The organism is Streptomyces sp. NPDC002004 (genome assembly GCF_053593975.1).
Window position 1 is genome coordinate 142,405 of sequence record NZ_JBSFDP010000005.1, and the last position, 22,949, is coordinate 165,353.

The 22,949-nt window shown below is 71.1% G+C and carries 19 protein-coding genes and 1 pseudogene; 3 read left to right on the plus strand and 17 right to left on the minus strand.

Translation table 11 applies throughout. From position 1 onward, the window contains the following. Positions 1-220: 220 nt before the first annotated feature. Both hisS and ACWCP6_RS10950 read right to left on the minus strand, forming a co-directional pair. Positions 221-1,483, minus strand: a complete 1,263-nt coding sequence (gene hisS, locus ACWCP6_RS10945) for a histidine--tRNA ligase (RefSeq protein WP_450932067.1) — start codon at positions 1,481-1,483, stop codon at positions 221-223. 13 nt (positions 1,484-1,496) lie between these two features. Continuing rightward, the gene (locus ACWCP6_RS10950) at positions 1,497-2,210 is read right to left on the minus strand and encodes an MBL fold metallo-hydrolase (protein WP_450932068.1); all 714 of its coding nucleotides are present in this window, start codon (positions 2,208-2,210) and stop codon (positions 1,497-1,499) included. A 243-nt stretch (positions 2,211-2,453) separates the two neighbouring features. On the opposite strand from ACWCP6_RS10950, the gene ACWCP6_RS10955 reads away from it, so the two are divergent. Beyond that, on the plus strand, positions 2,454-3,287 hold the full coding sequence (locus ACWCP6_RS10955) for a peptidylprolyl isomerase (protein ID WP_450932069.1): 834 nt from the start codon (positions 2,454-2,456) through the stop codon (positions 3,285-3,287). 135 nt (positions 3,288-3,422) lie between these two features. Beyond that, positions 3,423-4,652: a DUF349 domain-containing protein gene (locus ACWCP6_RS10960; RefSeq protein ID WP_450932070.1), complete on the plus strand. Its 1,230-nt coding sequence runs from the start codon at positions 3,423-3,425 to the stop codon at positions 4,650-4,652. Positions 4,653-4,896: 244 nt separating this feature from the next. On the opposite strand, the gene ACWCP6_RS10965 is transcribed toward ACWCP6_RS10960, so the two are convergent. From ACWCP6_RS10965 to pgsA, 15 genes and pseudogenes are all read right to left on the minus strand, one after another. Next, positions 4,897-7,416 (minus strand): RelA/SpoT family protein, encoded by a 2,520-nt coding sequence (locus tag ACWCP6_RS10965; protein ID WP_450932071.1) that lies wholly within the window; start codon positions 7,414-7,416, stop codon positions 4,897-4,899. Positions 7,417-7,576: 160 nt separating this feature from the next. Next, positions 7,577-8,122, minus strand: coding sequence for an adenine phosphoribosyltransferase (locus ACWCP6_RS10970; protein WP_450932072.1), 546 nt, complete (start codon positions 8,120-8,122; stop codon positions 7,577-7,579). After that, complete coding sequence (secF, locus tag ACWCP6_RS10975) at positions 8,119-9,237, minus strand: protein translocase subunit SecF (RefSeq protein ID WP_450932073.1); 1,119 nt, start codon at positions 9,235-9,237, stop codon at positions 8,119-8,121. The genes ACWCP6_RS10970 and secF overlap by 4 nt, the downstream gene beginning before the upstream one ends. A gap of 1 nt (position 9,238) precedes the next feature. After that, positions 9,239-10,999 (minus strand): protein translocase subunit SecD, encoded by a 1,761-nt coding sequence (secD, locus tag ACWCP6_RS10980; RefSeq protein WP_450932074.1) that lies wholly within the window; start codon positions 10,997-10,999, stop codon positions 9,239-9,241. Between the two features lie 138 nt (positions 11,000-11,137). Beyond that, entirely contained in the window at positions 11,138-11,656 is a 519-nt protein-coding gene (gene yajC / locus ACWCP6_RS10985; RefSeq protein ID WP_450932075.1) for a preprotein translocase subunit YajC, read from the minus strand. 189 nt (positions 11,657-11,845) lie between these two features. Then, complete coding sequence (gene ruvB / locus ACWCP6_RS10990; RefSeq protein WP_450932076.1) at positions 11,846-12,937, minus strand: Holliday junction branch migration DNA helicase RuvB; 1,092 nt, start codon at positions 12,935-12,937, stop codon at positions 11,846-11,848. Between the two features lie 102 nt (positions 12,938-13,039). After that, positions 13,040-13,648, minus strand: a complete 609-nt coding sequence (gene ruvA / locus ACWCP6_RS10995) for a Holliday junction branch migration protein RuvA (RefSeq protein ID WP_450932077.1) — start codon at positions 13,646-13,648, stop codon at positions 13,040-13,042. Continuing rightward, positions 13,645-14,190: a crossover junction endodeoxyribonuclease RuvC gene (ruvC, locus tag ACWCP6_RS11000; RefSeq protein ID WP_450932078.1), complete on the minus strand. Its 546-nt coding sequence runs from the start codon at positions 14,188-14,190 to the stop codon at positions 13,645-13,647. The genes ruvA and ruvC overlap by 4 nt, the downstream gene beginning before the upstream one ends. 145 nt (positions 14,191-14,335) lie before the next feature. Next, complete coding sequence (locus ACWCP6_RS11005; protein WP_450932079.1) at positions 14,336-15,088, minus strand: YebC/PmpR family DNA-binding transcriptional regulator; 753 nt, start codon at positions 15,086-15,088, stop codon at positions 14,336-14,338. A 58-nt stretch (positions 15,089-15,146) separates the two neighbouring features. Continuing rightward, positions 15,147-15,740: a pyridoxal 5'-phosphate synthase glutaminase subunit PdxT gene (gene pdxT, locus ACWCP6_RS11010; RefSeq protein ID WP_450932080.1), complete on the minus strand. Its 594-nt coding sequence runs from the start codon at positions 15,738-15,740 to the stop codon at positions 15,147-15,149. Between the two features lie 14 nt (positions 15,741-15,754). Next, positions 15,755-16,675, minus strand: a complete 921-nt coding sequence (gene pdxS / locus ACWCP6_RS11015) for a pyridoxal 5'-phosphate synthase lyase subunit PdxS (protein WP_450932081.1) — start codon at positions 16,673-16,675, stop codon at positions 15,755-15,757. A gap of 229 nt (positions 16,676-16,904) precedes the next feature. After that, positions 16,905-17,450, minus strand: a complete 546-nt coding sequence (locus ACWCP6_RS11020; protein WP_450932082.1) for a hypothetical protein — start codon at positions 17,448-17,450, stop codon at positions 16,905-16,907. A gap of 138 nt (positions 17,451-17,588) precedes the next feature. Then, positions 17,589-18,749, minus strand: a complete 1,161-nt coding sequence (locus tag ACWCP6_RS11025) for a glycosyltransferase family 4 protein (RefSeq protein ID WP_450932083.1) — start codon at positions 18,747-18,749, stop codon at positions 17,589-17,591. Beyond that, a complete protein-coding gene (locus tag ACWCP6_RS11030) occupies positions 18,746-19,672 on the minus strand; it encodes a phosphatidylinositol mannoside acyltransferase (protein ID WP_450932084.1) in 927 nt (308 codons plus the stop codon). The genes ACWCP6_RS11025 and ACWCP6_RS11030 overlap by 4 nt, the downstream gene beginning before the upstream one ends. Beyond that, positions 19,669-20,414 (minus strand): annotated as a pseudogene (pgsA, locus tag ACWCP6_RS11035) (phosphatidylinositol phosphate synthase). Before pgsA ends, ACWCP6_RS11030 begins: the two are co-directional and overlap by 4 nt. A gap of 221 nt (positions 20,415-20,635) precedes the next feature. On the opposite strand from pgsA, the gene ACWCP6_RS11040 reads away from it, so the two are divergent. Further along, positions 20,636-22,834, plus strand: coding sequence for an elongation factor G-like protein EF-G2 (locus ACWCP6_RS11040; protein WP_450932085.1), 2,199 nt, complete (start codon positions 20,636-20,638; stop codon positions 22,832-22,834). Positions 22,835-22,949: the final 115 nt, after the last annotated feature.

A 22,949-nucleotide genomic window follows, 5' to 3' on the forward strand; every position in this document is an offset into this window, starting at 1 on the left:
CGGCGCCCCGCGCGCCGGGATCGTCCGACGGGACGAATGCCGACCCGTCAAGTTGACGCGGCTCCCGCCGAGTTGACGGGACGCGGAGCCGTACGGCGCCTTTCGCCGCACCCGTCCCGCCCCTGGGGGCTGCCGTCCTCGGCCGGACGGCTCCTCGCCCTCGGTCGCCGGACGGGCTGAAAGGTCAGCCCGTCCGGCGTTCGGGGACCGGCGGTCCCGGTCAGCCCAGGCGCTGCTGGAGCTCCGCGATCACCGTGTCCACGGGAACCGCGACCTGCTCCCCGGACTCCATGTCCTTGAGCTGGACGACACCGTCGGCAAGGTCGCGCTCACCGGCGACGACGGCGTACCGCGCACCACTGCGGTTGGCGTTCTTCATTGCGCCCTTGAGCCCCTTGCCGCCGTACGCGAAGTCGGCGGCGATCCCGGCCCGTCGCAGCCGGGTGACCACGTCGAAGAGGACACGGCGTGCCTCGTCGCCGAGCGGCACCGCGAACACGCTGGTGGCGGCGGGCAGGGCAAGTTCGATGCCCTCGGCCTCCAGGGCCAGCACCGTGCGGTCGACGCCGAGCGCCCATCCGACGGACGGCAGCGACGGGCCGCCGATCATTTCGGACAGGCCGTCGTAGCGCCCGCCGCCGCCCACCGCGGACTGCGAACCGAGCCCGTCGTGCACGAACTCGAAGGTGGTGCGGGTGTAGTAGTCGAGGCCGCGCACCAGCTTCGGGTCGTCCTCGTAGGCGACACCGGCGGCCGTGATCAGCTCGCGCACCTGCTCGTGGTACGCCTTGCAGGCGTCGCACAGGAAGTCGCGCAGCAGGGGGGCGCCTCCGAGCTGCTGCTGCACCGACTCGCGCTTGTCGTCGAGGACGCGCAGCGGGTTGATGTCGACGCGGCGGCGGGTGTCCTCGTCGAGGTCGAGCCCGCGCAGGAAGTCCTGGAGCGCGGCCCGGTACACGGGGCGGCACTCCTTGTCGCCGAGCGAGTTCAGCAGGATGCGGAAGTTGCGCAGCCCCAGCGAGCGGTACGCCTGGTCGGCGAGGACGATCAGCTCGGCGTCGAGCGCCGGGTCCTCGGCACCGATCGCCTCGGCACCGACCTGCGAGAAGTGGCGGTAACGACCCGCCTGCGGGCGCTCGTAGCGGTAGTAGGAGCCCGAGTACCAGAGCTTGACCGGGAGGTTGCCGGCCTTGTGCAGGTTGGCCTCCAGCGCGGCCCTCAGCACGGAGGCGGTGCCCTCGGGGCGCAGGGCCAGCCGGTCGCCGCCCTTGGTCTCGAAGGCGTACATCTCCTTGGTCACGATGTCGGTGGACTCACCGACGCCGCGCGCGAACAGCTCGACGGTCTCGAAGCCGGGCGTCTCGATGTAGCCGTAGCCGGAGTTGCGCAGCGGAGTGGTGATGGCCTCGCGCACGGCAAGGAACTTCGCCGAACGCGGCGGGATCAGGTCGTACGTGCCCTTGGGGGCCTTGAAGGTGCTCACGGAAAGTCTCTCGTCACATTCCTCGTCGGGGCGCGGAGGTCGTCTCCGCTCCCAGGCCGGCGGCCACCTGCCGCAGATACGGGTTGGTGGCGCGCTCCTGGCCGATGGTCGTCTGGGGGCCGTGGCCGGACAGCACCACGGTCGAGTCGTCGAGCGGCAGGCACACGCGGGCCAGCGAGCCGAGCATCTCGTCCATGGAGCCGCCGGGCAGATCGGTGCGTCCGATGGAGCCGGCGAAGAGCAGATCGCCCGAGAAGAAGACCGAGGGGATCTCCTGGGTCTCGGGCATCCGGAAGGTCACCGACCCCTTGGTATGGCCGGGCGCGTGCGCGACGGTGAGGTCGAGGCCCGCCAGCTTCAGCTGGGCGCCGTCCGCCAGCTCCCGCAGATCGTCGGGCTCCCCCACGGTCAGTTCACCCATGAGCGGCATACCGATGGACCGCCCGAGCGCCTTCTCCGGGTCGCTCATCATGAACCGGTCGTCGGGGTGGATCCACGCCGGGACGTCGTGCGCCCCGCAGACCGGGACCACCGAGGCGACATGGTCGATGTGACCGTGGGTGAGAACGACCGCGACGGGCTTGAGCCGATGCTTCTTGAGCGCGTCCTCGACTCCCTCGGCGGCCTGGTGGCCCGGGTCGATGATCACGCACTCCTCACCCGCGGCGGGAGCGACCAGGTAGCAGTTGGTGCCCCAGGCCCCCGCGGGGAATCCGGCAATCAGCACGATCGTCCTACGTCCTCTCGGTGTCTCCGGCGGATCGGCGCCGTCCTGATCGACTCGGTCGGCGTCGTCCGGGACGTCGTTCCGCGAATGTGGCAGGTCCGAGCCTACCGGCGCTGCCGATTCCACAGCGAACCCATATACGGTACGGGGCACAGCGGACGCTCGGCTCACACGACCCATGCGCCCCGTGAACACCACAAGTCGCACTGCACGAGCACTCGAGACGTACGAGGAGAGAACCCGGTGGTCAGCCAGGATCAGCGGCGGCGGCAGCTCGCCCGGGAGAAGTTCGCGCGACAGCAGGAGCGGCGGCAGACCGCGTACCGTCGTGCGCGGATCCGCAACACGGTGATCGTGTCGACGCTCGCCGTCGTCGTCGCCGGCGGCGCGGTGGCCTACGCGGCCGGCGCGTTCAGCGGCGACGGCAAGAAGAACACCGCGGGCAGCGAGCCCAGCAGCGCGCCCACCAGCAAGGCGCCGGACCCGTGCGCCAAGCCCGCGCCGGGCAAGGTCAAGGACCTGACCTTCAAGAAGGAGCCGGCGCTCACGATCGACAAGTCGGCTTCGTACACGATGAAGCTGAGCACGACGTGCGGTGACATTCCGCTGAGTCTGGATGCCGCCAAGGCGCCGCACACGGTGAACTCGTTCGACTTCCTGGCCGGCAAGGGGTATCTGGACCACACGAAGTGCCACCGGTTGACCACCAGGGGTATCTACGTGCTGCAGTGCGGCGACCCCAAGGGCAACGGCATGGGCGGGCCCGGCTACACGCTTCCCGACGAGAACCTCAAGGACACGCGCCTGAAGGGGAATGTGTATCCGGCGGGGACGGTGGCGATGGCCAACCAGTACAACCCCCAGACGAAGAAGGGCCGGAACACCGGCGGCAGTCAGTTCTTCCTCGTCTACCAGGACAGTCAGCTCCCGCCCGACTACACACCGTTCGGGACCATTTCCGAATCGGGGCTGAAGGTTCTGAAGAAGATCGCGGACGCGGGTGAGAGCACCGGGCAGGGCGACGGCGCCCCCAACGCCACCGTCGTCATCAACCAGGCCATCGTGACGAAATCCTGATCCCCAACTGCGAAATTTCGGTCGCGCTGGATGCGGACAGGCCGCCCGCCGTTCGCCTATGTTGGCGGTGACGAAACTGTGGACGATGCCCGGGGGCCCAGCAGGCCACCGCGGGCATCATGTGGAGGAGGCGCTGTGAGCAGCGACCCGTGGGGCCGCGTCGACGAGACGGGGACCGTGTACGTGCGTACGGCCGACGGAGAGCAGGTCGTCGGTTCCTGGCAGGCCGGTTCTCCCGATGAGGCCCTGGCCTACTTCGAGCGCAAGTACGAGGGCCTTGTCGTGGAGATCGGCCTCCTCGAGCGCCGGGTGAAGACCACCGACCTGTCCGCCAAGGACGCCATGACGGCGATCGAGCACCTGCGCGAGCAGGTGGTCTCGCACCACGCCGTGGGTGACCTGGACGCGCTCCGCGCCCGCCTGGACAAGCTCGTGGAGGCGGTCGAGGCCCGCCGCGAGGAGCGCAAGGCCCAGAAGGCCAAGCAGTCCGACGAAGCGCGGCACGCCAAGGAGGCGCTGGTCGTCGAGGCGGAGGAGCTGGCGCAGAGCGAGCAGTGGCGGGCGGCCGGTGAGCGGCTGCGGGCGCTGGTGGACACGTGGAAGGGGCTGCCGCGACTCGACCGCAAGTCGGACGACGAGCTGTGGCACCGCTTCTCGCACGCCCGGTCGGCGTTCTCCAAGCGCCGCAAGGCGCACTTCGCCTCGCTGGACGCGCAGCGCGAGGAGGCCCGCAAGGCCAAGGAGAGGCTGGTCGCCGAGGCCGAGGCGCTGTCCGACTCGACGGACTGGGGTCCGACCGCGGCCCGCTACCGCGAGCTGATGGCCGACTGGAAGGCCGCGGGCAGGGCGCAGCGCGAGCACGAGGACGACCTGTGGAACCGCTTCCGCGGCGCCCAGGACGTGTTCTTCGCGGCGCGCAGTTCGGTCTTCGCGGAGCGCGACGCCGAGCAGGCCGAGAACCTCAAGCTGAAGGAGGAGCTGGCCGAGGAGGCCGAGAAGCTCCTGCCGATCGCGGACCTCAAGACGGCGCGCGCCGCGTTCCGCTCGATCAACGAGCGCTGGGAGGCCATCGGCCATGTGCCGCGGGACGCCCGGCCGAAGGTCGAGGGCCGGATGCACGCCGTCGAGCGGGCTCTCCAGGACTCCGAGGAGGCCGAGTGGCGGCGTACCAACCCGGAGGCGCGTGCGCGTGCGGAGGGCCTGACCGGCCAGCTGCAGGCGGCCGTCGACAAGCTGCGTGAGCAGATCGAGGCGGCGCGCGCTGCGGGCAACACCGCGAAGGCCGACAAGCTCCAGAAGGAGCTCGACGGCCGTCAGGCGCTGCTCGACCAGGCGCTGAAGGGCCTGGAGGAGTTCGGCGGCTGACATACCCCGGCTGCGCGAAGGGGGCTCCCGTACGGTGCGTACGGGAGCCCCTTCGTCATGTCGGTCGCCGTCCGCGCGTCGGCGGCATGGCGGGTGCGCGCACGTCGGAGCGGTGTCGGCCTCCGCGTCACGGCCGCGCCGACCGCCTGGGCCGTGCGGGCCGCTCGGGCCGACGCGTCACAGCCGAGGTCGTACGAGCCTCCGCGTCACGGCCGCGCCGGCCGTCGCCTCACGCTCGTACCGGCTACTGCCTGCGTGCCGATGTCACGCGGTACACGTCGTAGACGCCTTCCACGCCCCTGACCGCCTTCAGGACGTGCCCGAGGTGCTTGGGGTCGCCCATCTCGAAGGTGAAGCGGGACGTGGCGACGCGGTCGCGCGAGGTCTGGACCGCCGCCGACAGGATGTTGACGTGCTGGTCGGACAGGACCCTGGTGACGTCCGACAGAAGACGCGAGCGGTCCAGCGCCTCGACCTGGATGGCGACCAGGAAGACCGACGACTGGGTCGGCGCCCATTCGACGTCGAGGATGCGCTCGGGCTCCCTGGACAGCGACTCGATGTTGACGCAGTCGCTGCGGTGCACGGAGACTCCGCTGCCACGGGTGACGAAGCCGATGATGGGGTCGCCGGGCACGGGCGTGCAGCAGCGGGCCAGTTTGACCCACACGTCGTCGACGCCCTTGACGACGACACCCGGGTCGGCGCTGGAACGGCGCTTGCGGCGTCCGCGCGCGGGCGGCGCGCTCTCGGCGATGTCCTCGCTCGCGGCCTCCTCGCCGCCGAGCGCGTGCACCAGCTTCTGCACGACGTTCTGCGCGGCCACATGGCCCTCGCCGATCGCCGCGTACAGGGACGAGATGTCGGGGTAGCGCATCTCGTGCGCGAGCGTGACGAGGGAGTCGCCGGTGAGGATCCGCTGGATCGGCAGGTTCTGCTTGCGCATCGCCCGCGCGATGGCGTCCTTGCCCTGCTCGATCGCCTCGTCGCGGCGCTCCTTGGAGAACCAGGCACGGATCTTGTTGCGGGCACGCGGCGACTTGACGAATCCGAGCCAGTCGCGGGACGGCCCCGCGCCGGGTGCCTTGGAGGTGAAGACCTCCACCAAGTCGCCGTTGTCCAGGGTCGATTCGAGGGGGACGAGACGTCCGTTGACCCGCGCCCCTATGGTGCGGTGGCCGACCTCGGTGTGGACCGCGTACGCGAAGTCCACCGGTGTCGCGCCGGCCGGCAGCGCTATGACGTCGCCCTTCGGCGTGAAGACGAACACCTCGTTGCGGGACAGGTCGAAGCGCAGGGACTCCAGGAACTCCGAGGGGTCCTCGGTCTCCTTCTGCCAGTCGAGCAACTGGCGCAGCCACGCCATGTCGTTGACGGCGTCCTTGTCCTTGCCCGCGCTCCTCGGCGCGTCCGTGCGCACCTTGGAGGCGCCCGCGACGGCCTCCTGCTTGTACTTCCAGTGCGCGGCGATGCCGTACTCGGCGCGGCGGTGCATGTCGAACGTGCGGATCTGCAGCTCGACCGGCTTGCCGTTGGGCCCGATGACCGTCGTGTGCAACGACTGGTACATGTTGAACTTGGGCATCGCGATGTAGTCCTTGAAGCGCCCCGGAACCGGGTTCCAGCGCGCGTGGACGGTGCCCAGTGCCGCGTAGCAGTCGCGGACCGTGTCGACGAGGACGCGGATGCCCACCAGGTCGTAGATCTCCGCGAAGTCACGGCCGCGGACGATCATCTTCTGGTAGACGCTGTAGTAGTGCTTCGGCCGGCCGGTGACGGTGGCCTTGATACGGGCGGCGCGCAGGTCGGCCTGGACCTCGTCGGTCACTATGGCCAGGTACTCGTCCCGCTTGGGGGCGCGCTCCGCGACCAGACGCACGATTTCGTCGTACATCTTGGGATAGAGGATCGCGAAGGCGAGGTCCTCCAGCTCCCACTTGATCGTGTTCATGCCCAGCCGGTGCGCCAGCGGGGCGTAGATCTCCAGGGTCTCGCGGGCCTTCTTCTCCTGCTTCTCCCGCTTGAGGTAGCGCATGGTGCGCATGTTGTGCAGGCGGTCGGCGAGCTTGATGACCAGGACGCGCGGGTCCTTGGCCATGGCAACGACCATCTTGCGCACGGTCTCGGCCTGAGCGGCCTCGCCGAACTTGACCTTGTCCAGCTTGGTGACGCCGTCGACGAGAAGGGCGACGGTGTCGCCGAAGTCGCGGCGCAGCTGCTCCAGGCCGTACTCGGTGTCCTCGACGGTGTCGTGCAGCAGGCCCGCCATCAGCGTGGCCGGGTCCATGCCGAGCTCGGCGAGGATGGTCGTCACGGCGAGCGGGTGCGTGATGTACGGGTCGCCGCTCTTGCGCTTCTGGCCGCGGTGCCAGCGCTCGGCGACCTGGTAGGCCCGCTCGATCTGGCGGAGCGTGGAGTTCTCGATCTTGGGGTCGTTGCTGCGCACTATCCGCAGCAGGGGCTCCAGGACCGGGTTGTACGGGTTGGAGCGCTGGACGCCGAGGCGCGCGAGACGGGCGCGTACACGGTTGGACGAGGCCGAACGCGCGGGCGGGCCCGCCACGGGCCGGACGGGCGCGGCGCCGGCCGGGCGGTCCACGGGCGGCTTCGGGCGCGTCTGATCGGCCGCCGACTCCCGGGGCGCCCCCTGGGCGCGCTGCGCGGACCCGCTCTTCGCGTTGTCCGCGCGCTTCACGGGGGCGGCGGTGGGTGCCGCGGCCTGCTGATCGGGCTTGGCGGCGAGTGGCTGGGCCTCGTCTGGCAAGAGCACGCTCCTCGTGCGATCCGGGTCCCCCGGTCAGGCCCCGGAAGCCCATGGTATCGATCCTCGGCCTCGGGTTCGTCCCGGGCCGATTCTCTGCTCCTGAAACGTGCGAGGCGGGCCCGGGATTCCTCCCGGGCCCGCCTCGACGTCGTACGACGGCTCAGACCGTGAGCAGCGCCTCCAGCGGGGCGCCCGCCAGGGCCGGCTCCAGACGGCCGCGGCCTCCGAGGAAGCCCAGCTCCATCAGGACCGCGATGCCCGCGACCTCGGCGCCCGCCCGCCGGATCAGCTCCAGCGTGGCCCCGGCGGTGCCGCCGGTGGCGAGGACGTCGTCGATGACCATGACCCGGTCGCCCGGGAGCAGGTCCTCGGCGTGCACCTCGATCTCGGCGGAGCCGTACTCCAGGTCGTACGCCTGGCTGAGCGTCGCCCCGGGGAGCTTGCCCGCCTTGCGCACGGGGATGAAGCCCAGACCCGCGCGGACGGCGACCGGCGCGCCCAGGATGAACCCGCGCGCCTCCAGGCCGACGATCTTCGTCGCTCCGTGGCGGGCACACACGTCGGCGAGGGCCTCGGTCAGCGCGGTGAACGCCGGCGGGTCCGCGAGGAGGGGGGTGATGTCCTTGAACATCACGCCCGGCTCCGGGTAGTCCGGAACGTCCCTGATGCGGCTGAGCAGCAGCGCGGAGATGGGCGACTCGGTCATCGGCGCTTCCCCGAGGGGCGGCCGCGGCCGCGGTTGCGGGCGGGCTGGCTGCGCGGGCCGACCACTGCCGGGGCGGCGCCGTCGTGCTCCGCGTCCTCCGGGCCCTCACCGCCGGCCGCCTGGCCCTCGGCCGAGTCGCCCTGGGCGCCGGCGGCGGCGCGCTTGGCGAGCACGCGCTTCCTGAGGTTCTTCATCTGCGGCTCGCGCTCCTTGAGGTCGGCGACGAGCGGCGTGGCGATGAAGATCGAGGAGTACGCACCGGCCGCGAGGCCGACGAACAGCGACAGCGAGATGTCGTTGAGCATGCCCGCGCCCAGGACGCCGCCGCCGATGAAGAGCAGGCCGGCGACCGGCAGCAGCGCCACGACCGTGGTGTTGATCGAACGCACCAGTGTGCCGTTGATCGAGCGGTTGGCGATATCGCTGTAGGTGAAGCGGGTCTGCTTGGTGATGTCCTTCGTCTGCTCCTTGAGCGAGTCGAAGACGACGACCGTGTCGTAGAGCGAGTAACCGAGGATGGTCAGCAGACCGATCACGGTGCCCGGGGTGACCTCGAAGCCGACGAGGGCGTAGATCCCGGTGGTGATGGTGATGTCGTGGATCAGGGCGACGAGCGCGGCGAGTGCCATGCGCCATTCGAAGGCGATCGCCAGGTAGATCACGACGAGCACCATGAAGATCGCCAGGCCCTCCCAGGCCTTGTTGGCGATCTGCTCACCCCAGCTGGGACCGACCAGGTCCGCGTTGATCTTCTCCGGGTTGACGTTCAGGTCCTTGGCCAGGGCCGCCTTGATCGGGTCGGACTTGTTGGTGTCCACACCGGCGATCTGGATGCGCAGGCCACCGGTGCCGAGCTTCTGCACGATCGCGTCGTGGCCCGCGACCGTTTCCGCGGACTTCTCGGCCTCGGCGGCGGAGATGCTGGTCCTCGGGGTCGTGAAGACGGCGCCGCCCTGGAACTCGATGCCCATGTTCAGGCCCCGCACCGCCAGGCCGACGATGGCCGTGATGGTGATCAGGATGGAGACGCCGTACCAGATCTTGCGCTTGCCGACGAAGTCGTATCCGACCTCGCCGCGGTAGAGCCGGGCGCCGAGGCTGCCGAGCTTCGACATCTCACGCCTCCTTCGGGTCGACGGGGGCGGACGGACGGCGGGTGCGACGCAGCGGAGGCTTGGCACCGAGACGCTTGGGATCGAGGCCGGACCACGGGTGGCCCTCCGCGAAGAACTTCCTGCGGGCGAGGATCGTCATCAGCGGCTTGGTGAAGAAGAAGACGACGACCACGTCGAGCAGGGTGGTCAGACCCAGCGTGAACGCGAAGCCCTGGACCTTGCCGACCGTGACGATGAAGAGCACGGCAGCGGCCAGGAACGACACGAAGTCGGAGACCAGGATGGTGCGCCGGGCGCGCGGCCAGGCCCGTTCGACGGCGGGCCGCAGCGTACGGCCCTCACGGACCTCGTCACGGATGCGCTCGAAGAACACGATGAACGAGTCGGCGGTGATACCGATGGCCACGATCGCACCGCAGACCGCGGGCAGGTTCAGCGCGAAATGGATGGTCGGGCCGAGCAGCGACATGATCACGTACGTGAGGATCGCGGACGTGAGCAGCGAGGCGACGGCGATCAGGGACAGGCCCCGGTAGTAGACCACCAGGTAGATCACGACCAGCGCGAGGCCGATGGCACCGGCGATCAGACCGGCGTGCAGCTGCTCGCCGCCGAGCGCGGCGGTGACGGTGGTGACGCTCGCCTCACGGAAGGACAGCGGCAGCGCACCGTACGACAGCATGTTGGCGAGGCTCTGGGCGGACTCCTGGGTGAAGCTGCCGGTGATCTCGGCGCTGCCGCTCAGGGTCTCGCCGACGCTGGGGGCGGACACCACGTCGCCGTCGAGCACGATGGCGAACTGGTTCATCGGGGGCTGCTGCTGCGAAAGCTTGCTGGTGGTCGCCGCGAACTTCTTCGAGCCCTTGCTCGTGAAGTCCATCGTGACCTTCCAGATGCCGCGCTGCGGGTCCAGCATGGCGCGCGACTTGGAGATGTCGGTCCCGTCGACCTCGGCCTTGTCGAGGATGTACTTCTCCCACTGGTTCTGGGAGTTCTTGCCGCACGCGACCAGCGGGTCGGACGGCTTCACGCCCTGCGTGGCCTTGACGCGGGCCGCGCGGTCCTTGCAGTTCAGCGTCTTGAACTGCTCCTGGAGCTTCGCGATGGCGTTGGCGGACGGCTGGGGCGAGGGGGTGGCCGAGGGCTTGGCCGAGGTGCTCGCGCTGGGCGACGGCGACGCCGCGGCGGCGGCCTTCAGCCCGTCGGTGACGGCGCGGCCCTGCGGGGTGGCGCTGGGTGTGGGGGTCGCGGTCGGCGTGGAGGAGGTCGCCTTCTCACCGGACTGGCCCTTGTTCTTGTCGCCGGCCGGGGAGGGGCTGGCCGACGGGGTGCCGGAGGGCTCGGGCGTGGGCGTGCCGGGGGCGACCACGAGCACCGGACGGAAGTACAGCTTGGCGGTGGTGCCGACCTGCTGCCGGGCCTGCTCGGAATTGGTGCCCTTGGGGATGTTGACGATGATGTTGCGACCGCCCTGGGTCTGCACCTCCGCCTCGGAGACGCCCAGGCCATTGACACGGCGGTTCATGATGTCGACCGCGGTGTCCATGTTGGTCTTGTTGATCGCGGATTCCTGGCCGGGCTCGCTCTTCGCCTCGAGCGTGATGCTGGTGCCGCCGGCGAGGTCGATGCCGAGTCGCGGCGTGGGGTGACCTGACAGGAACATGCCCCCGGTCAGCGCTGCCATGACGATCAGCATCAGGGCCAAGGTGCGGCCAGGATGTCCCTGGGCGCCTCGACTCCGGCCCTTCTTCGGTGCTGCCACCTTCTCGATCTCCCTCTCCAACCGCCCGTGGTCGGGTGTGCTCGGGCGGCCATGACATGGTGTGGGGATTCCATGCGAAAGCCGCACGCTCCGGGGACCGCGGCCTGCCGGTGGGCTCGCCGCGGTCCCTGGTCGTGACTACTTCGCGTCGGACTCGCCGTCGGTCTTCTTCGGCTCGGCTGCCTCGGTCTCGGCGTCGGCCGCCTTGGTGTCGTCGGCGGCCTCGGTGCCTTCGGCCTCGGTCTTCTCGGCCGCGGCGTCCTTCTTGCCGAGGTCGATGCGCGAGTCGTCGGTGGCCTCGGCGGGCTCGTCGGCCCCGGTGAGGGAGGAGACGTCGTCGGGGACGACCGGGGTGTCGGTGTCCAGGTCACCCTCGATGCCGTGGACGATGCGGTTGTACTCGGCGTCGTCGAGCACCGCACCGATCGCGTTCTTGGCGAAGATCAGGTGGACGCCGGGCGCGGCGTCGAGCAGCACCGTCTCGTCGTTGACCTCCTTGACCGTGGCGTACAAGCCTCCGATCGTACGGACGCCGGTGCCGGGCTGCAGATGGTCCCGCATCGCCACGGCCTGCTGCTGCTTCTTCTTGGCAGACCGGGTCATCAGGAACATGGCCCCGATGAGCACGATGAACGGGAGGAGGGTCACGAGACTCACGGGTGGGAACTTCCTTCAAAGGCGACCGCCACGGGGAGCGGCCTGTCGATGGGGGTGGACGCGCCGCCCGGGGGCGGCGGGGGCTCGCCGCCTGCAAAGGCGGCATCGGCGGAGTCTAAGCGAGTCCGCACTGATGGAACAACGCTCAGCATGGCACCGCAGTTCCTGCCCCCGCGACTGCCCGCGCCGTCACGCCCCGAACAGGTCGCCCTGTCCCCTGGCCGCGGCGGGACCCCCGGGGGCCTGGCGCGGCGGTGTCAGGCCCAGGTGCTCCCAGGCCGCCGGGGTGGCCACACGGCCCCGCGGGGTGCGGGCCAGCAGTCCCTCCCTGACCAGGAAGGGCTCCGCCACCTCCTCGACGGTCTCGCGCTCCTCCCCCACCGCGACCGAGAGGGTCGACAGCCCGACGGGGCCCCCGCCGAAGAGCTTGAGCAGGGCCTGCAGGACGGCCCGGTCGAGGCGGTCCAGGCCGCGGGCGTCGACCTCGTAGACGCCCAGGGCCGCCGCCGCGATCTCGCGGGTGATCACTCCGTCGGCCTTGACCTGCGCATAGTCGCGTACGCGGCGCAACAGACGGTTGGCGATACGCGGCGTGCCGCGGGAACGACCGGCGATCTCGGCGGCGCCGTCGGCATCGATGGTGACGTCCAGGAGATGTGCGGAGCGGTGGACGACGCGCTCCAGCTCGGCGGGCTCGTAGAACTCCATGTGCGCGGTGAACCCGAAACGGTCACGCAGGGGCGGGGGCAGCAGGCCCGCCCGTGTCGTGGCGCCGACCAGGGTGAAGGGCGGCAGGTCGAGCGGGATGGCGGTGGCGCCGGGCCCCTTGCCGACGATCACGTCGACGCGGAAGTCCTCCATCGCCATGTAGAGCATCTCTTCGGCGGGACGGGACATGCGGTGGATCTCGTCGAGGAAGAGGACCTCGCCCTCCTGGAGCGAGGAGAGGATCGCGGCCAGGTCGCCGGCGTGCTGGATGGCCGGGCCGCTGGTGATGCGGATGGGGGCGCCCATCTCCGCGGCGATGATCATCGAAAGGGTGGTCTTGCCGAGGCCGGGGGCGCCGGAGAGCAGGACGTGGTCGGCCGTGGCACCGCGCTGGCGGGCCGCCCTGAGGACGAGGTCGAGCTGCTCGCGGACCCGTTCCTGGCCGACGAATTCGTCCAGCGACTTCGGGCGCAGCGCCGCTTCGACGGCCTGGTCGTCGCCGTCGGCTGCGGCGCCGACGAGCCGGGGGCCCGGGATGTCGTCGGCGGCGGGTTCGGGGTCGTACGGGTTCACGGGTGGGTGCCTCGCGGGTCGTGGATGTCGGTCGGTGTCACGCCGGGGCCGCGGCCGCGCGCCCCGGCGGGCCGGTGCCTGCGGTGGGCCGCGGGGCGCGGCTCACCGGGTGCGGTTCAGCGTCTGCAGGGCCGCCTTCAGCAGCTGTCCGACCTGGGGCGTGCCCTCGGTGGCCTCCGCCCGGGGGGTGACCGCGGTGACCGCCTCGTCGGCCTCCCGGGTGGCGTAGCCGAGGCCGATGAGGGCGGCGTGGAGCTGGTCGCGCCAGCCGGGGGTGACCGGGGTGCCGACGGCGGGGCCGGTGCCGAGGGGCTCGCCGAGGCGGTCCTTCAGTTCGAGGAGCAGCTTCTGGGCGCCCTTCTTGCCGATGCCCGGGACGGCGGTGAGGGCCTTCTCGTCGCCGGTGGCGACCGCCCGGCGCAGGTCGTCGGGGCGGTGCACGGCGAGCATCGCCTGGGCGAGGCGCGGTCCCACGCCGCTCGCGGTCTGGAGCAGTTCGAAGACCTGCTTCTCGTCGTCCTCCAGGAAGCCGTACAGGGTCAGCGAGTCCTCGCGCACGACGAGTGAGGTGGCGAGCTTGGCCTGCTGCCCCGCCCGGAGTCCGGAGAGCGTGTGGGGAGAGCACTGGACGGCGAAGCCGATGCCGCCGACCTCGACCACGGCGGCGTCCGGGGCGAGCGCGGCGACGGGGCCGCTGACGAAGGCGATCATCGGGTGACCTCTCGGGAGTTGCGGGCGGCGGCACGCGCGGCTGCGTGTGCCTGCTGGAGGCGGTTGACCGCGGGGGCGCGCCAGATGTGGCAGATGGCGAGGGCCAGGGCGTCGGCGGCGTCGGCGGGCTTCGGCGGGGCGGCGAGTCGCAGCAGCCGTGTCACCATGGCGCCGACCTGGGCCTTGTCTGCGCGGCCGTTTCCGGTGACCGCGGCCTTGACCTCGCTGGGGGTGTGCAGGGCCACGGGGAGGCCGCGGCGGGTCGCGCAGAGCATGGCGACGGCGCTGGCCTGGGCGGTGCCCATGACCGTGCGGACGTTGTGCTGGCTGAAGACGCGCTCCACGGCCACGTACTCCGGCCGGTGCTCGTCGAGCCACTGCTCGATGCCCTGCTCGATGGCGACCAGGCGGTGACCGATGTCGGCGTCCGGCGGGGTGCGGACCACGCCGACGCCGAGCATGGTGAGCGGCCGTCCGGCGACGCCTTCGACGACGCCGATACCGCACCGGGTCAGTCCCGGGTCCACGCCGAGTACGCGCACCGCGCACCCCCTCCCCTGACATCGGCCGACGGTGTTTTCGGCCGTGTGTTCAGCTGCCTGTGCAGGCTATCGGGTGGCACCGACAACGCGACGGGCCGACGGGGTGTGTCCCGTCGGCCCGTCGTGCGATGCCCTGGTGCGCGGCTCAGGCGTCGACCTTCTCCATGATGTCGTCGGAGACGTCGAAGTTGGCGAAGACGTTCTGCACGTCGTCGCTGTCCTCGAGCGCGTCGATGAGCTTGAAGATCTTCTTCGCGCCCTCCTCGTCCAGCTCGACCTGCATGGTCGGGACGAAGTTGGCCTCGGCCGAGTCGTAGTCGATCCCGGCTTCCTGGAGCGCGGTGCGGACCGCGACGAGGTCGGTGGCCTCGCTGAGCACCTCGAAGGACTCGCCCAGGTCGTTGACCTCCTCGGCGCCGGCCTCGAGGACCGCGCCCAGGACGTCGTCCTCGGCCAGCTCGCCCTTGGGGACGATCACGACGCCCTTGCGGTTGAAGAGGTACGAGACGGAGCCCGGGTCGGCCATGGAGCCGCCGTTGCGGGTCATGGCGACGCGGACGTCGGACGCGGCGCGGTTGCGGTTGTCGGTGAGGCACTCGATGAGCACCGCGACGCCGTTCGGTCCGTAGCCCTCGTACATGATCGTCTCGTAGTCGGCGCCGCCGGCCTCGAGACCGCCGCCCCGCTTGATCGCGGAGTCGATGTTCTTGTTCGGGACCGACTGCTTCTTGGCCTTCTGGACGGCGTCGTAGAGCGTCGGGTTGCCGTCGAGGTCGACGCCGCCCATGCGCGCAGCGACCTCGATGTTCTTGATCAGCTTCGCGAAGAGCTTGCCGCGCTTGGCGTCGATCACGGCCTTCTTGTGCTTAGTCGTGGCCCATTTAGAGTGGCCGGACATCTGCCTGTCTCCTTCGCGTAACCAATCTCTGTACGAACTCCTCGATCCTACCGGGATCTCACCCCCGGACTTCGCGCACCATGTCGACGAAGAGTGCGTGCAGCCGGTGATCGCCGGTCAGTTCAGGGTGGAACGACGTGGCGAGGGCGTGGCCCTGGCGGACGGCGACGATATGGCCCTCGTGCTCGGCGAGCACCTCGGCCGCCGCGCCCACGGACTCGACCCAGGGGGCACGGATGAAGACGCCCTCGACGGGGGCGCCCTCGACGCCCGCGACCTGGACCGCGGCCTCGAAGGACTCGTTCTGCCGCCCGAAGGCGTTACGGCGCACGATCATGTCGATGCCGCCGATGGTCTCCTGGCCCGAGCGCGGGTCGAGGATCTTGTCGGCGAGCATGATCATGCCCGCGCAGGTGCCGTAGACCGGCATGCCGTCGCGCACGCGCGCGCGGAGGGGCTCCATGAGGCCGAACAGGACGGCCAGCTTGGAGATGGTGGTGGACTCACCACCGGGGATGACCAGTCCATCGACCTCGGCGAGCTCCTCGGGGCGCCTCACCGGCCTGGCCACGGCGTCCGCCGCGGCCAGGGCGATCAGGTGCTCCCGTACGTCGCCCTGGAGGGCCAGGACACCGATGACGGGTGTGCTCATCAGGACGTACCCGCTTACCAGCCGCGGTTGGCGTAGCGCTCGGTCTCGGGCAGGGTGTCGCAGTTGATGCCGACCATGGCCTCGCCGAGGTTGCGGGACGCGTCCGCGATGATCTTCGGGTCGTCGTAGAAGGTGGTGGCCTTCACGATGGCGGCGGCGCGCTTGGCCGGGTCGCCCGACTTGAAGATGCCGGAGCCGACGAAGACGCCCTCGGCGCCGAGCTGACGCATCAGGGCGGCGTCGGCCGGGGTGGCGACACCACCGGCGGAGAACAGCACGACCGGCAGCTTGCCGAGCTCGGCGACCTCCTTGACGAGCTCGTACGGGGCGCGCAGCTCCTTGGCGGCGGCGTACAGCTCGTGGTTGTCGAAGCCGCGCAGGCGGGCGATCTCGTTCTTGATCTGGCGCAGGTGGCGGACGGCCTCGACGACGTTGCCGGTGCCGGCCTCGCCCTTGGAGCGGATCATGGCCGCGCCCTCGGCGATACGGCGCAGGGCCTCACCCAGGTTGGTGGCACCGCACACGAAGGGGGTGGTGAAGGCCCACTTGTCGGAGTGGTTGACCTCGTCGGCCGGGGTCAGCACCTCGGACTCGTCGATGTAGTCGACGCCGAGGGACTGCAGGACCTGGGCCTCGACGAAGTGGCCGATGCGGGACTTGGCCATCACCGGGATGGAGACGGCGCTGATGATGCCCTCGATCATGTCGGGGTCCGACATGCGCGCCACGCCGCCGTCCTTGCGGATGTCGGCGGGCACCCGCTCCAGGGCCATGACGGCCACGGCGCCCGCGTCCTCGGCGATCTTCGCCTGCTCCGGCGTGACGACGTCCATGATGACGCCGCCCTTGAGCTGCTCGGCCATGCCGCGCTTCACGCGCGCGGTGCCGGTGGCGGGTGCGTCGGCCGGGGTGTTGCTGGAGAGCGTGCTGGACACGGGTGACCTCACAGGGTGAAGACGAGTTTGCTGCACCGAGGAAACCCGGCGGGTGTGGACCGCAACAAGGGCCAATGAACAGCCGGTGGCTCGTTTTCATCGGCCACGCGCGCGTGCCCCTGCGTTTCGAAGGCCGGGCAGGCGATTTTCGGGGCATGCGGGGACCGGCAGGAGGGAGCCGTCGGGCTTCGCCCCGGGCGGCCGCCGGGGGGCGGCGCACGCGCCGGCGTCAGCCCGTCGCGCGGTCGGCGAGGGCCGCGGGCGGCTCGTCGTCCATCTCGAAGGCCATCGGGAAGGGCGCGTGTCCGGCGAGGCGGAACCAGCGGACCTTGCGGTGCCGGCGCAGTGCCCGGGCGGCGCGCACGGCGTCGTTGTGGAAGCGACGCGCCATGGGGACGCGGCGCACGGCCTGGGCGAGCTCCCCCGCGGCCTCCTCGCCGCCCGGCGCCTCGCGCACCGCGTCGACCTGCGGGGTCTCCGCGAAGACCGCGCGCAGCGCCTGGCTCAGCTCGCTCTCGGCCACCTCCCGCTGTTCCTCCTCCGCCTGGCGCGCGGCGTGCGCGGCCTCGTAGAGCACGATCGAGGCGGCCGGATCGAGGACGCCGGCGGTGGCGAGCTCCTGGGCGACCGACGCGCGGCGCAGGAGCTGGGCGTCCAGGGCGGCCCTCGCGGCGTCGATCCTCGCGTGGAGCCTGTCCAGGCGGCCCGCGGTCCAGCTCAGGTACAGGCCGATCACGACAAGCGCTACCGCGATCCAGATGAAGGTGGAGGTCACGGGCGCACAGGCTACCGGCACGACGGCCCGGTACGGGGCGCCCGCGGCGGGCCCTCCCCCGGCCCGCCCCACCGCGCCCCGACCGCCGGGCTCGGCACCGGACGGGTGGACTCCGTGGTGGCGGTGTCCACTCCCGGTCTACTCCCGGGCCAGTCCGAACCGTGCGCGCAGCCCCGTGCGGTCGTCCTCGGCCACGGCGGCCGCGCCGTCCGTGACCGTCTCGTACACCGACAGGATGTCCGCACCGACGGTGGACCAGTCGAATCGGCGCACGTGCTTGCTGCCGCGCAGCCGCAGCTCCTCCCGGCGCTCGGGGTCCCCGAGCAGCCGTACCGCCGCGGCGGCGAGGTCGTCGGCGTCCTCGTTGGTGAAGAGCTCGCCCGCCGCGCCCTGGTCGAGGACCTGGGCGAAGGCGTCGAGGTCGGAGGCGAGCACCGGAGCCCCCGCGGACATCGCCTCGACGAGGATGATGCCGAAGCTCTCGCCGCCGGTGTTGGGCGCCACGTACAGGTCGACGCTGCGCAGCAGCCGCGCCTTGTCCTCGTCACTGACCATGCCGAGGAACTCGACGCGGGAGCGCATCTCCTCGGGGAGGGTCGCGACCGCTTCCTCCTCGTCGCCCCGCCCGGCGACCAGCAGCCTCGCCCGGGGGTACTCGGCGAAGATCTTCGGCAGCGCGCGCATCAGTACGGGCAGGCCCTTGCGGGGCTCGTCGATGCGGCCGATGAAGCCGATCGTCCCGCCCTGCCACTCGGGGCGCGGTTCGGCGTCGGCGAAGAAGTCGACGTCGACGCCGTTGGGGATGACCACGGCGTCCCCGCCCAGGTGCTCCACCAGGGTGCGGCGTGCGTACTCGCTGACCGCGATCCGCGCGCTGATCTTCTCCAGCGCGGGCTGGAGGATCGGATACGCGGCGATCATCGCCCGGGACCGTGGGTTCGAGGTGTGGAAGGTCGCCACGATGGGGCCCTGCGCGGCCCAGCAGCTCAGCAGGCCCAGCGACGGCGAGGTCGGCTCGTGGATGTGGATCACGTCGAACGTGCCGTCGTGCAGCCAGCGCCGGACACGCGCGGCGGACAGGAAGCCGAAGTTCAGGCGGGCGACGGAGCCGTTGTACGGGACGGGGACGGCCCGGCCCGCGGAGACGACGTACGGCGGCAGCGGGGTCTCGTCGTCCGCGGGCGCGAGCACGGAGACCGCGTGTCCGAGGCGGATCAGATGCTCCGCGAGGTCGCGGATGTGGAACTGGACGCCGCCCGGCACGTCCCAGGAGTACGGGCAGACGATGCCGATCCTCATGCCGGCGGCTCCCCATCCGGCTCCGGACGGGGCTCCAGGTCGGCGAGCCACAGGCGCTGGAGCATGTGCCAGTCCTCCGGGTGCTCGGCGATCCCGGCCGCGAAGGCGTCCGCCATCGCCTGGGTCATGACGGCCGTCCGCTCCGTGCGGTCGCCGGTCTCGGGGACCTCTATGGGAGCGTGGATGTGGCCCTTGAGGACGGGTGACTCGTCGTACCAGAGGGTGACGGGCAGCAGCAGGGCACCGGTCTGCTGGGCGAGCGTCGCGGGCCCGGCGGGCATGCGGGTGGTCTCTCCGAAGAAGCTCACCTCGACACCGGTGGCGGACAGGTCCCGGTCGGCGACGAGGCAGACCAGGCCGCCTGCGCGCAGCCGCCGCGCGAGCGTCCCGAAGGCGGAGCCACCGGTGTGCGGCAGCACCTCCATGCCGAGGCCGGCGCGGTAGGCGACGAACCGGTCGTACAGCGACTCCGGCTTGAGGCGCTGCATGACGGTGGTGAAGGGCACGCCCAGCCCGGTGGTCACCCAGGCGCCGGCGAGGTCCCAGTTGGCCATGTGCGGCAGGGCGAGGACGACGCCCCGCCCGGAGGCGAGCCCGTCGGTCAGGTGGTGGAGGCCCTTGGGGTCGAAGCCGTTCTTGATGCGGTCCTCGCTCCAGGCCGGCAGCCGGAAGGACTCCATCCAGTAGCGCATGTACGAGTGCATGCCCGCGCGGGAGAGCTCGGCGAGCCGCTCGGGGCCGGCCTCGGGCAGCACGCGCGCGAGATTCGCCTCCAGCTGCCGCACGCCCTTGCCGCGCTTCTTCCAGGCGGAATCGGCGATGGTCCGGCCGAGGCGTACCGCGGCCGGCTCGGGGAGCCTCTTGACGGTGCTCCAGGCGAGCCCGTACAGCGCGTCCGCGGCGCGTTCCTGTGCCCTGCTCACGAGGTGGCTCCCGTGCTGCGTGCCGAGCCCTGGGGGCCGCCGCCGGCGGCTGTCGCGGCATCGGCCTCGGCGGACTCCCTGCGGACGGTCACGACCCGCTGGATCAGCGTGACGAGGCTGCCCACGGCCACGATCCACAGCGCGACGGGCAGCAGCCACTGGACGCCCGGGACGCCGAACCCGTGCAGGCCCGCGAGACCCGCGGCGACCAGCGAGATCACCAGCCGCTCCGCGCGCTCCACCAGTCCGTTGACGGCGACGGGCAGCCCGATCGACTCGCCGCGGGCCTTGGTGTAGGAGACCACCTGGCCGCTGGCCAGGCAGAAGATGGAGACGGCACACAGCACATTGTCGTCGCCGTTGCCCGCGTACCACAGGGCGAAGCCGCCGAAGATGGCTCCGTCGGCGACCCGGTCGAGGGTGGAGTCCAAGAAGGCGCCCCAGCGGCTGGAGCGGCCCAGCTGGCGAGCCATGTTGCCGTCGACGAGGTCCGAGAACACGAACAGTGTGATCACGACCGTGCCCCAGAAGAACTCGCCCCGGGGGTAGAAGACCAGCGCTCCCGCCACCACACCGGCCGTGCCGATCAGCGTGACCATGTCGGGGCTGACCCCACGGCGGATGAGAAACGCGGCGAACGGTGTGAGAACACGCGTGAAAAACGCACGCGCGTACTTGTTCAGCATGGCCTTCCCGAGGGTCGGTGCGCCGCGCGGCCCCTGCTGACCACCGGCTGGCCCATCGTAGCCACGCCCACGCGGGCGCGACCCCCGGGCACCCGCACCCCCGCGCCGCGTACGACGTATGGACGCACCATGGACGGAGTGCAAAGCTCGAAGGCACCGCGGGCGTCGCCGGAGCCGCCCGGCACGCGGTCTTGCGTGTCCGCGCCCCTCCAGGGACCACACCGTGCAGGCGATGCCCTTCAGGGACCTCACCGTGGAAGCGATCGGGAGGCAAGTCATGGGCGACAGGACGAAGGAACACCCCGGAGCCGCCGGCAGGGCGCCGACGGCCGACCACCCCGCGTCCGTACGGAATGTGGTGCTGGTCGGCCACAGCGGATCGGGCAAGACGACTCTCGTGGAGGCCCTCGCACTGACCGCGGGGGCGGTGAACAGGGCAGGCCGTGTCGAGGACGGCGCCACCGTCTCGGACTACGACGAGATCGAGCACCGACAGCAGCGTTCCGTACAGCTGTCACTGGTGCCCGTCGAGTGGGACGGCTTCAAGATCAACCTTCTGGACACACCCGGATACGCCGACTTCGTCGGGGAGCTCAGGGCCGGTCTGCGCGCCGCGGACGCGGCCCTTTTCGTCGTCTCGGCGGCGGACGGCGTGGACGGCACGACGCGGATGCTGTGGGAGGAGTGCGCGGCCGTGGGCATGCCGCGCGCCATCGTGGTCACCCATTTGGAGGCGGCGCGTGCCGACTTCGACGAGATGACCGGAATCTGCGCGGAGGCCTTCGGCGGGGACGACCCCGACGCCGTTCTGCCGCTGTACCTGCCGCTGCACGGCGCGGCCGGCCCGGACGGGCACGCGCCGGTGACCGGGCTGATCGGACTGCTGTCCCAGAAGCTGTTCGACTACGCCTCCGGGGAGCGCAAGGAGGCGGAGCCCGCGCCGGACCAGCTGCCGCTGATCGAGGACGCCCGCAACCGCCTGATCGAGGGGATCATCGCGGAGAGCGAGGACGAGACCCTCATGGACCGCTACCTCGGCGGTGAGCAGGTCGACTTCAAGACCCTGGTGCAGGACCTGGAGCGGGCCGTGGCCCGGGGCGCCTTCCACCCCGTGCTGGCCGCCGCTCCCGCCGCCGAGGGCGCCCGCCAGGGGCTGGGCACGGTCGAGCTCCTCGAGCTGATCACGCGCGGCTTCCCGTCCCCGCTGGAACGTGAGGTTCCGGCGGTCACGACGCCGCAGGGCGCGTCCCGCCCGGCCCTCGCCTGCGACCCGGAGGGGCCGCTGGCCGCGGAGGTCGTGAAAACGGCCTCCGATCCGTACGTGGGCCGCATCTCGCTCGTACGGGTGTTCTCCGGCACGCTGCGCCCCGATGAGACCGTGCACGTCTCGGGGCACGGTCTGGAGGACCGGGGTCACGAGGACCACGACGTCGACGAGCGCATCGGGGCGCTGTCGGCGCCGTTCGGCAAACAGCAGCGCAGCCTGCCCCAGGCCATCGCCGGCGACCTCGCCTGTGTGGCCAAGCTGAACCGGGCGGAGACCGGCGACACCCTGTCGGCGAAGGGCGATCCGCTCCTGATGGAGCCGTGGGACATGCCGGACCCGCTGCTGCCGCTCGCCATCCAGGCGCACAGCAAGGCCGACGAGGACAAGCTCTCGCAGGGCCTGTCCCGGCTGGTCGCCGAGGACCCGACGATGCGGCTCGAACAGAATCAGGACACCCACCAGGTCGTCCTGTGGTGCCTCGGCGAGGCCCACGCGGATGTGGCGCTGGAGCGGCTGCGCAGCCGCTACGGCGTCCAGGTCGACGTGGTACCGCACAAGGTCTCGCTGCGGGAGACCTTCGCGAGCCGGGCCGCCGGGCGCGGCCGGCATGTGAAGCAGTCGGGCGGTCACGGCCAGTACGCCATCTGCGAGATCGAGGTCGAGCCGCTGCCCGGCGGGTCCGGCATCGAGTTCGTGGACAAGGTCGTGGGCGGCGCGGTGCCGCGGCAGTTCATCCCGTCCGTCGAGAAGGGCGTGCGCGCCCAGGCGGCGAAGGGCGTCGCGGCGGGCTATCCGCTGATCGACGTGCGGATCACGCTGCTCGACGGCAAGGCGCACTCGGTGGACTCCTCGGACGCCGCGTTCCAGACGGCGGGTGCGCTCGCGCTCCGGGAGGCGGCGGTCGAGGTGAAGATCCATCTGCTGGAGCCGGTGGCCGAGGTGCAGGTCCTCGTCGGCGACGACTACGTGGGCGCCGTGATGAGCGACCTGTCGAGCCGCCGCGGCCGCGTCGTGGGAACCGAACAGGCGCCGGGCGGGCGGACACTCGTACGGGCGGAGGTGCCGGAGATCGAGATCGGCCGGTACGCCGTGGACCTGCGGTCGCTGTCGCACGGGACGGCACGATTCAGCCGGTCCTACGCACGGCACGAGCCCATGCCGGCGCAGATCGCCGAGCGACTGCGCGAACAGGCCCAGGACAACCACTAGTTGGAAGGCGCCGCACAGGCCGCCCGCCGGGACCGGTTCCGGCGGGCGGCCTTGCCAGGTCCCCTGCCGGATGTCGGCGCGCGCCGATACGCTGATGAGCGATCACGTCTTCGAC

What these genes read in the sequence shown, in the direction of transcription:
- ACWCP6_RS11005 (WP_450932079.1), bottom strand. Translation starts at nt 15,088, where the DNA reads ATGTCCGGCCACTCTAAATGGGCCACGACTAAGCACAAGAAGGCCGTG.
- secF (WP_450932073.1), bottom strand. Translation starts at nt 9,237, where the DNA reads ATGTCGAAGCTCGGCAGCCTCGGCGCCCGGCTCTACCGCGGCGAGGTC.
- pdxT (WP_450932080.1), bottom strand. Translation starts at nt 15,740, where the DNA reads ATGAGCACACCCGTCATCGGTGTCCTGGCCCTCCAGGGCGACGTACGG.
- ruvA (WP_450932077.1), bottom strand. Translation starts at nt 13,648, where the DNA reads ATGATCGCCTTCGTCAGCGGCCCCGTCGCCGCGCTCGCCCCGGACGCC.
- ACWCP6_RS11040 (WP_450932085.1), top strand. Translation starts at nt 20,636, where the DNA reads ATGGGCGACAGGACGAAGGAACACCCCGGAGCCGCCGGCAGGGCGCCG.
- ACWCP6_RS10970 (WP_450932072.1), bottom strand. Translation starts at nt 8,122, where the DNA reads ATGACCGAGTCGCCCATCTCCGCGCTGCTGCTCAGCCGCATCAGGGAC.
- ACWCP6_RS11025 (WP_450932083.1), bottom strand. Translation starts at nt 18,749, where the DNA reads ATGAGGATCGGCATCGTCTGCCCGTACTCCTGGGACGTGCCGGGCGGC.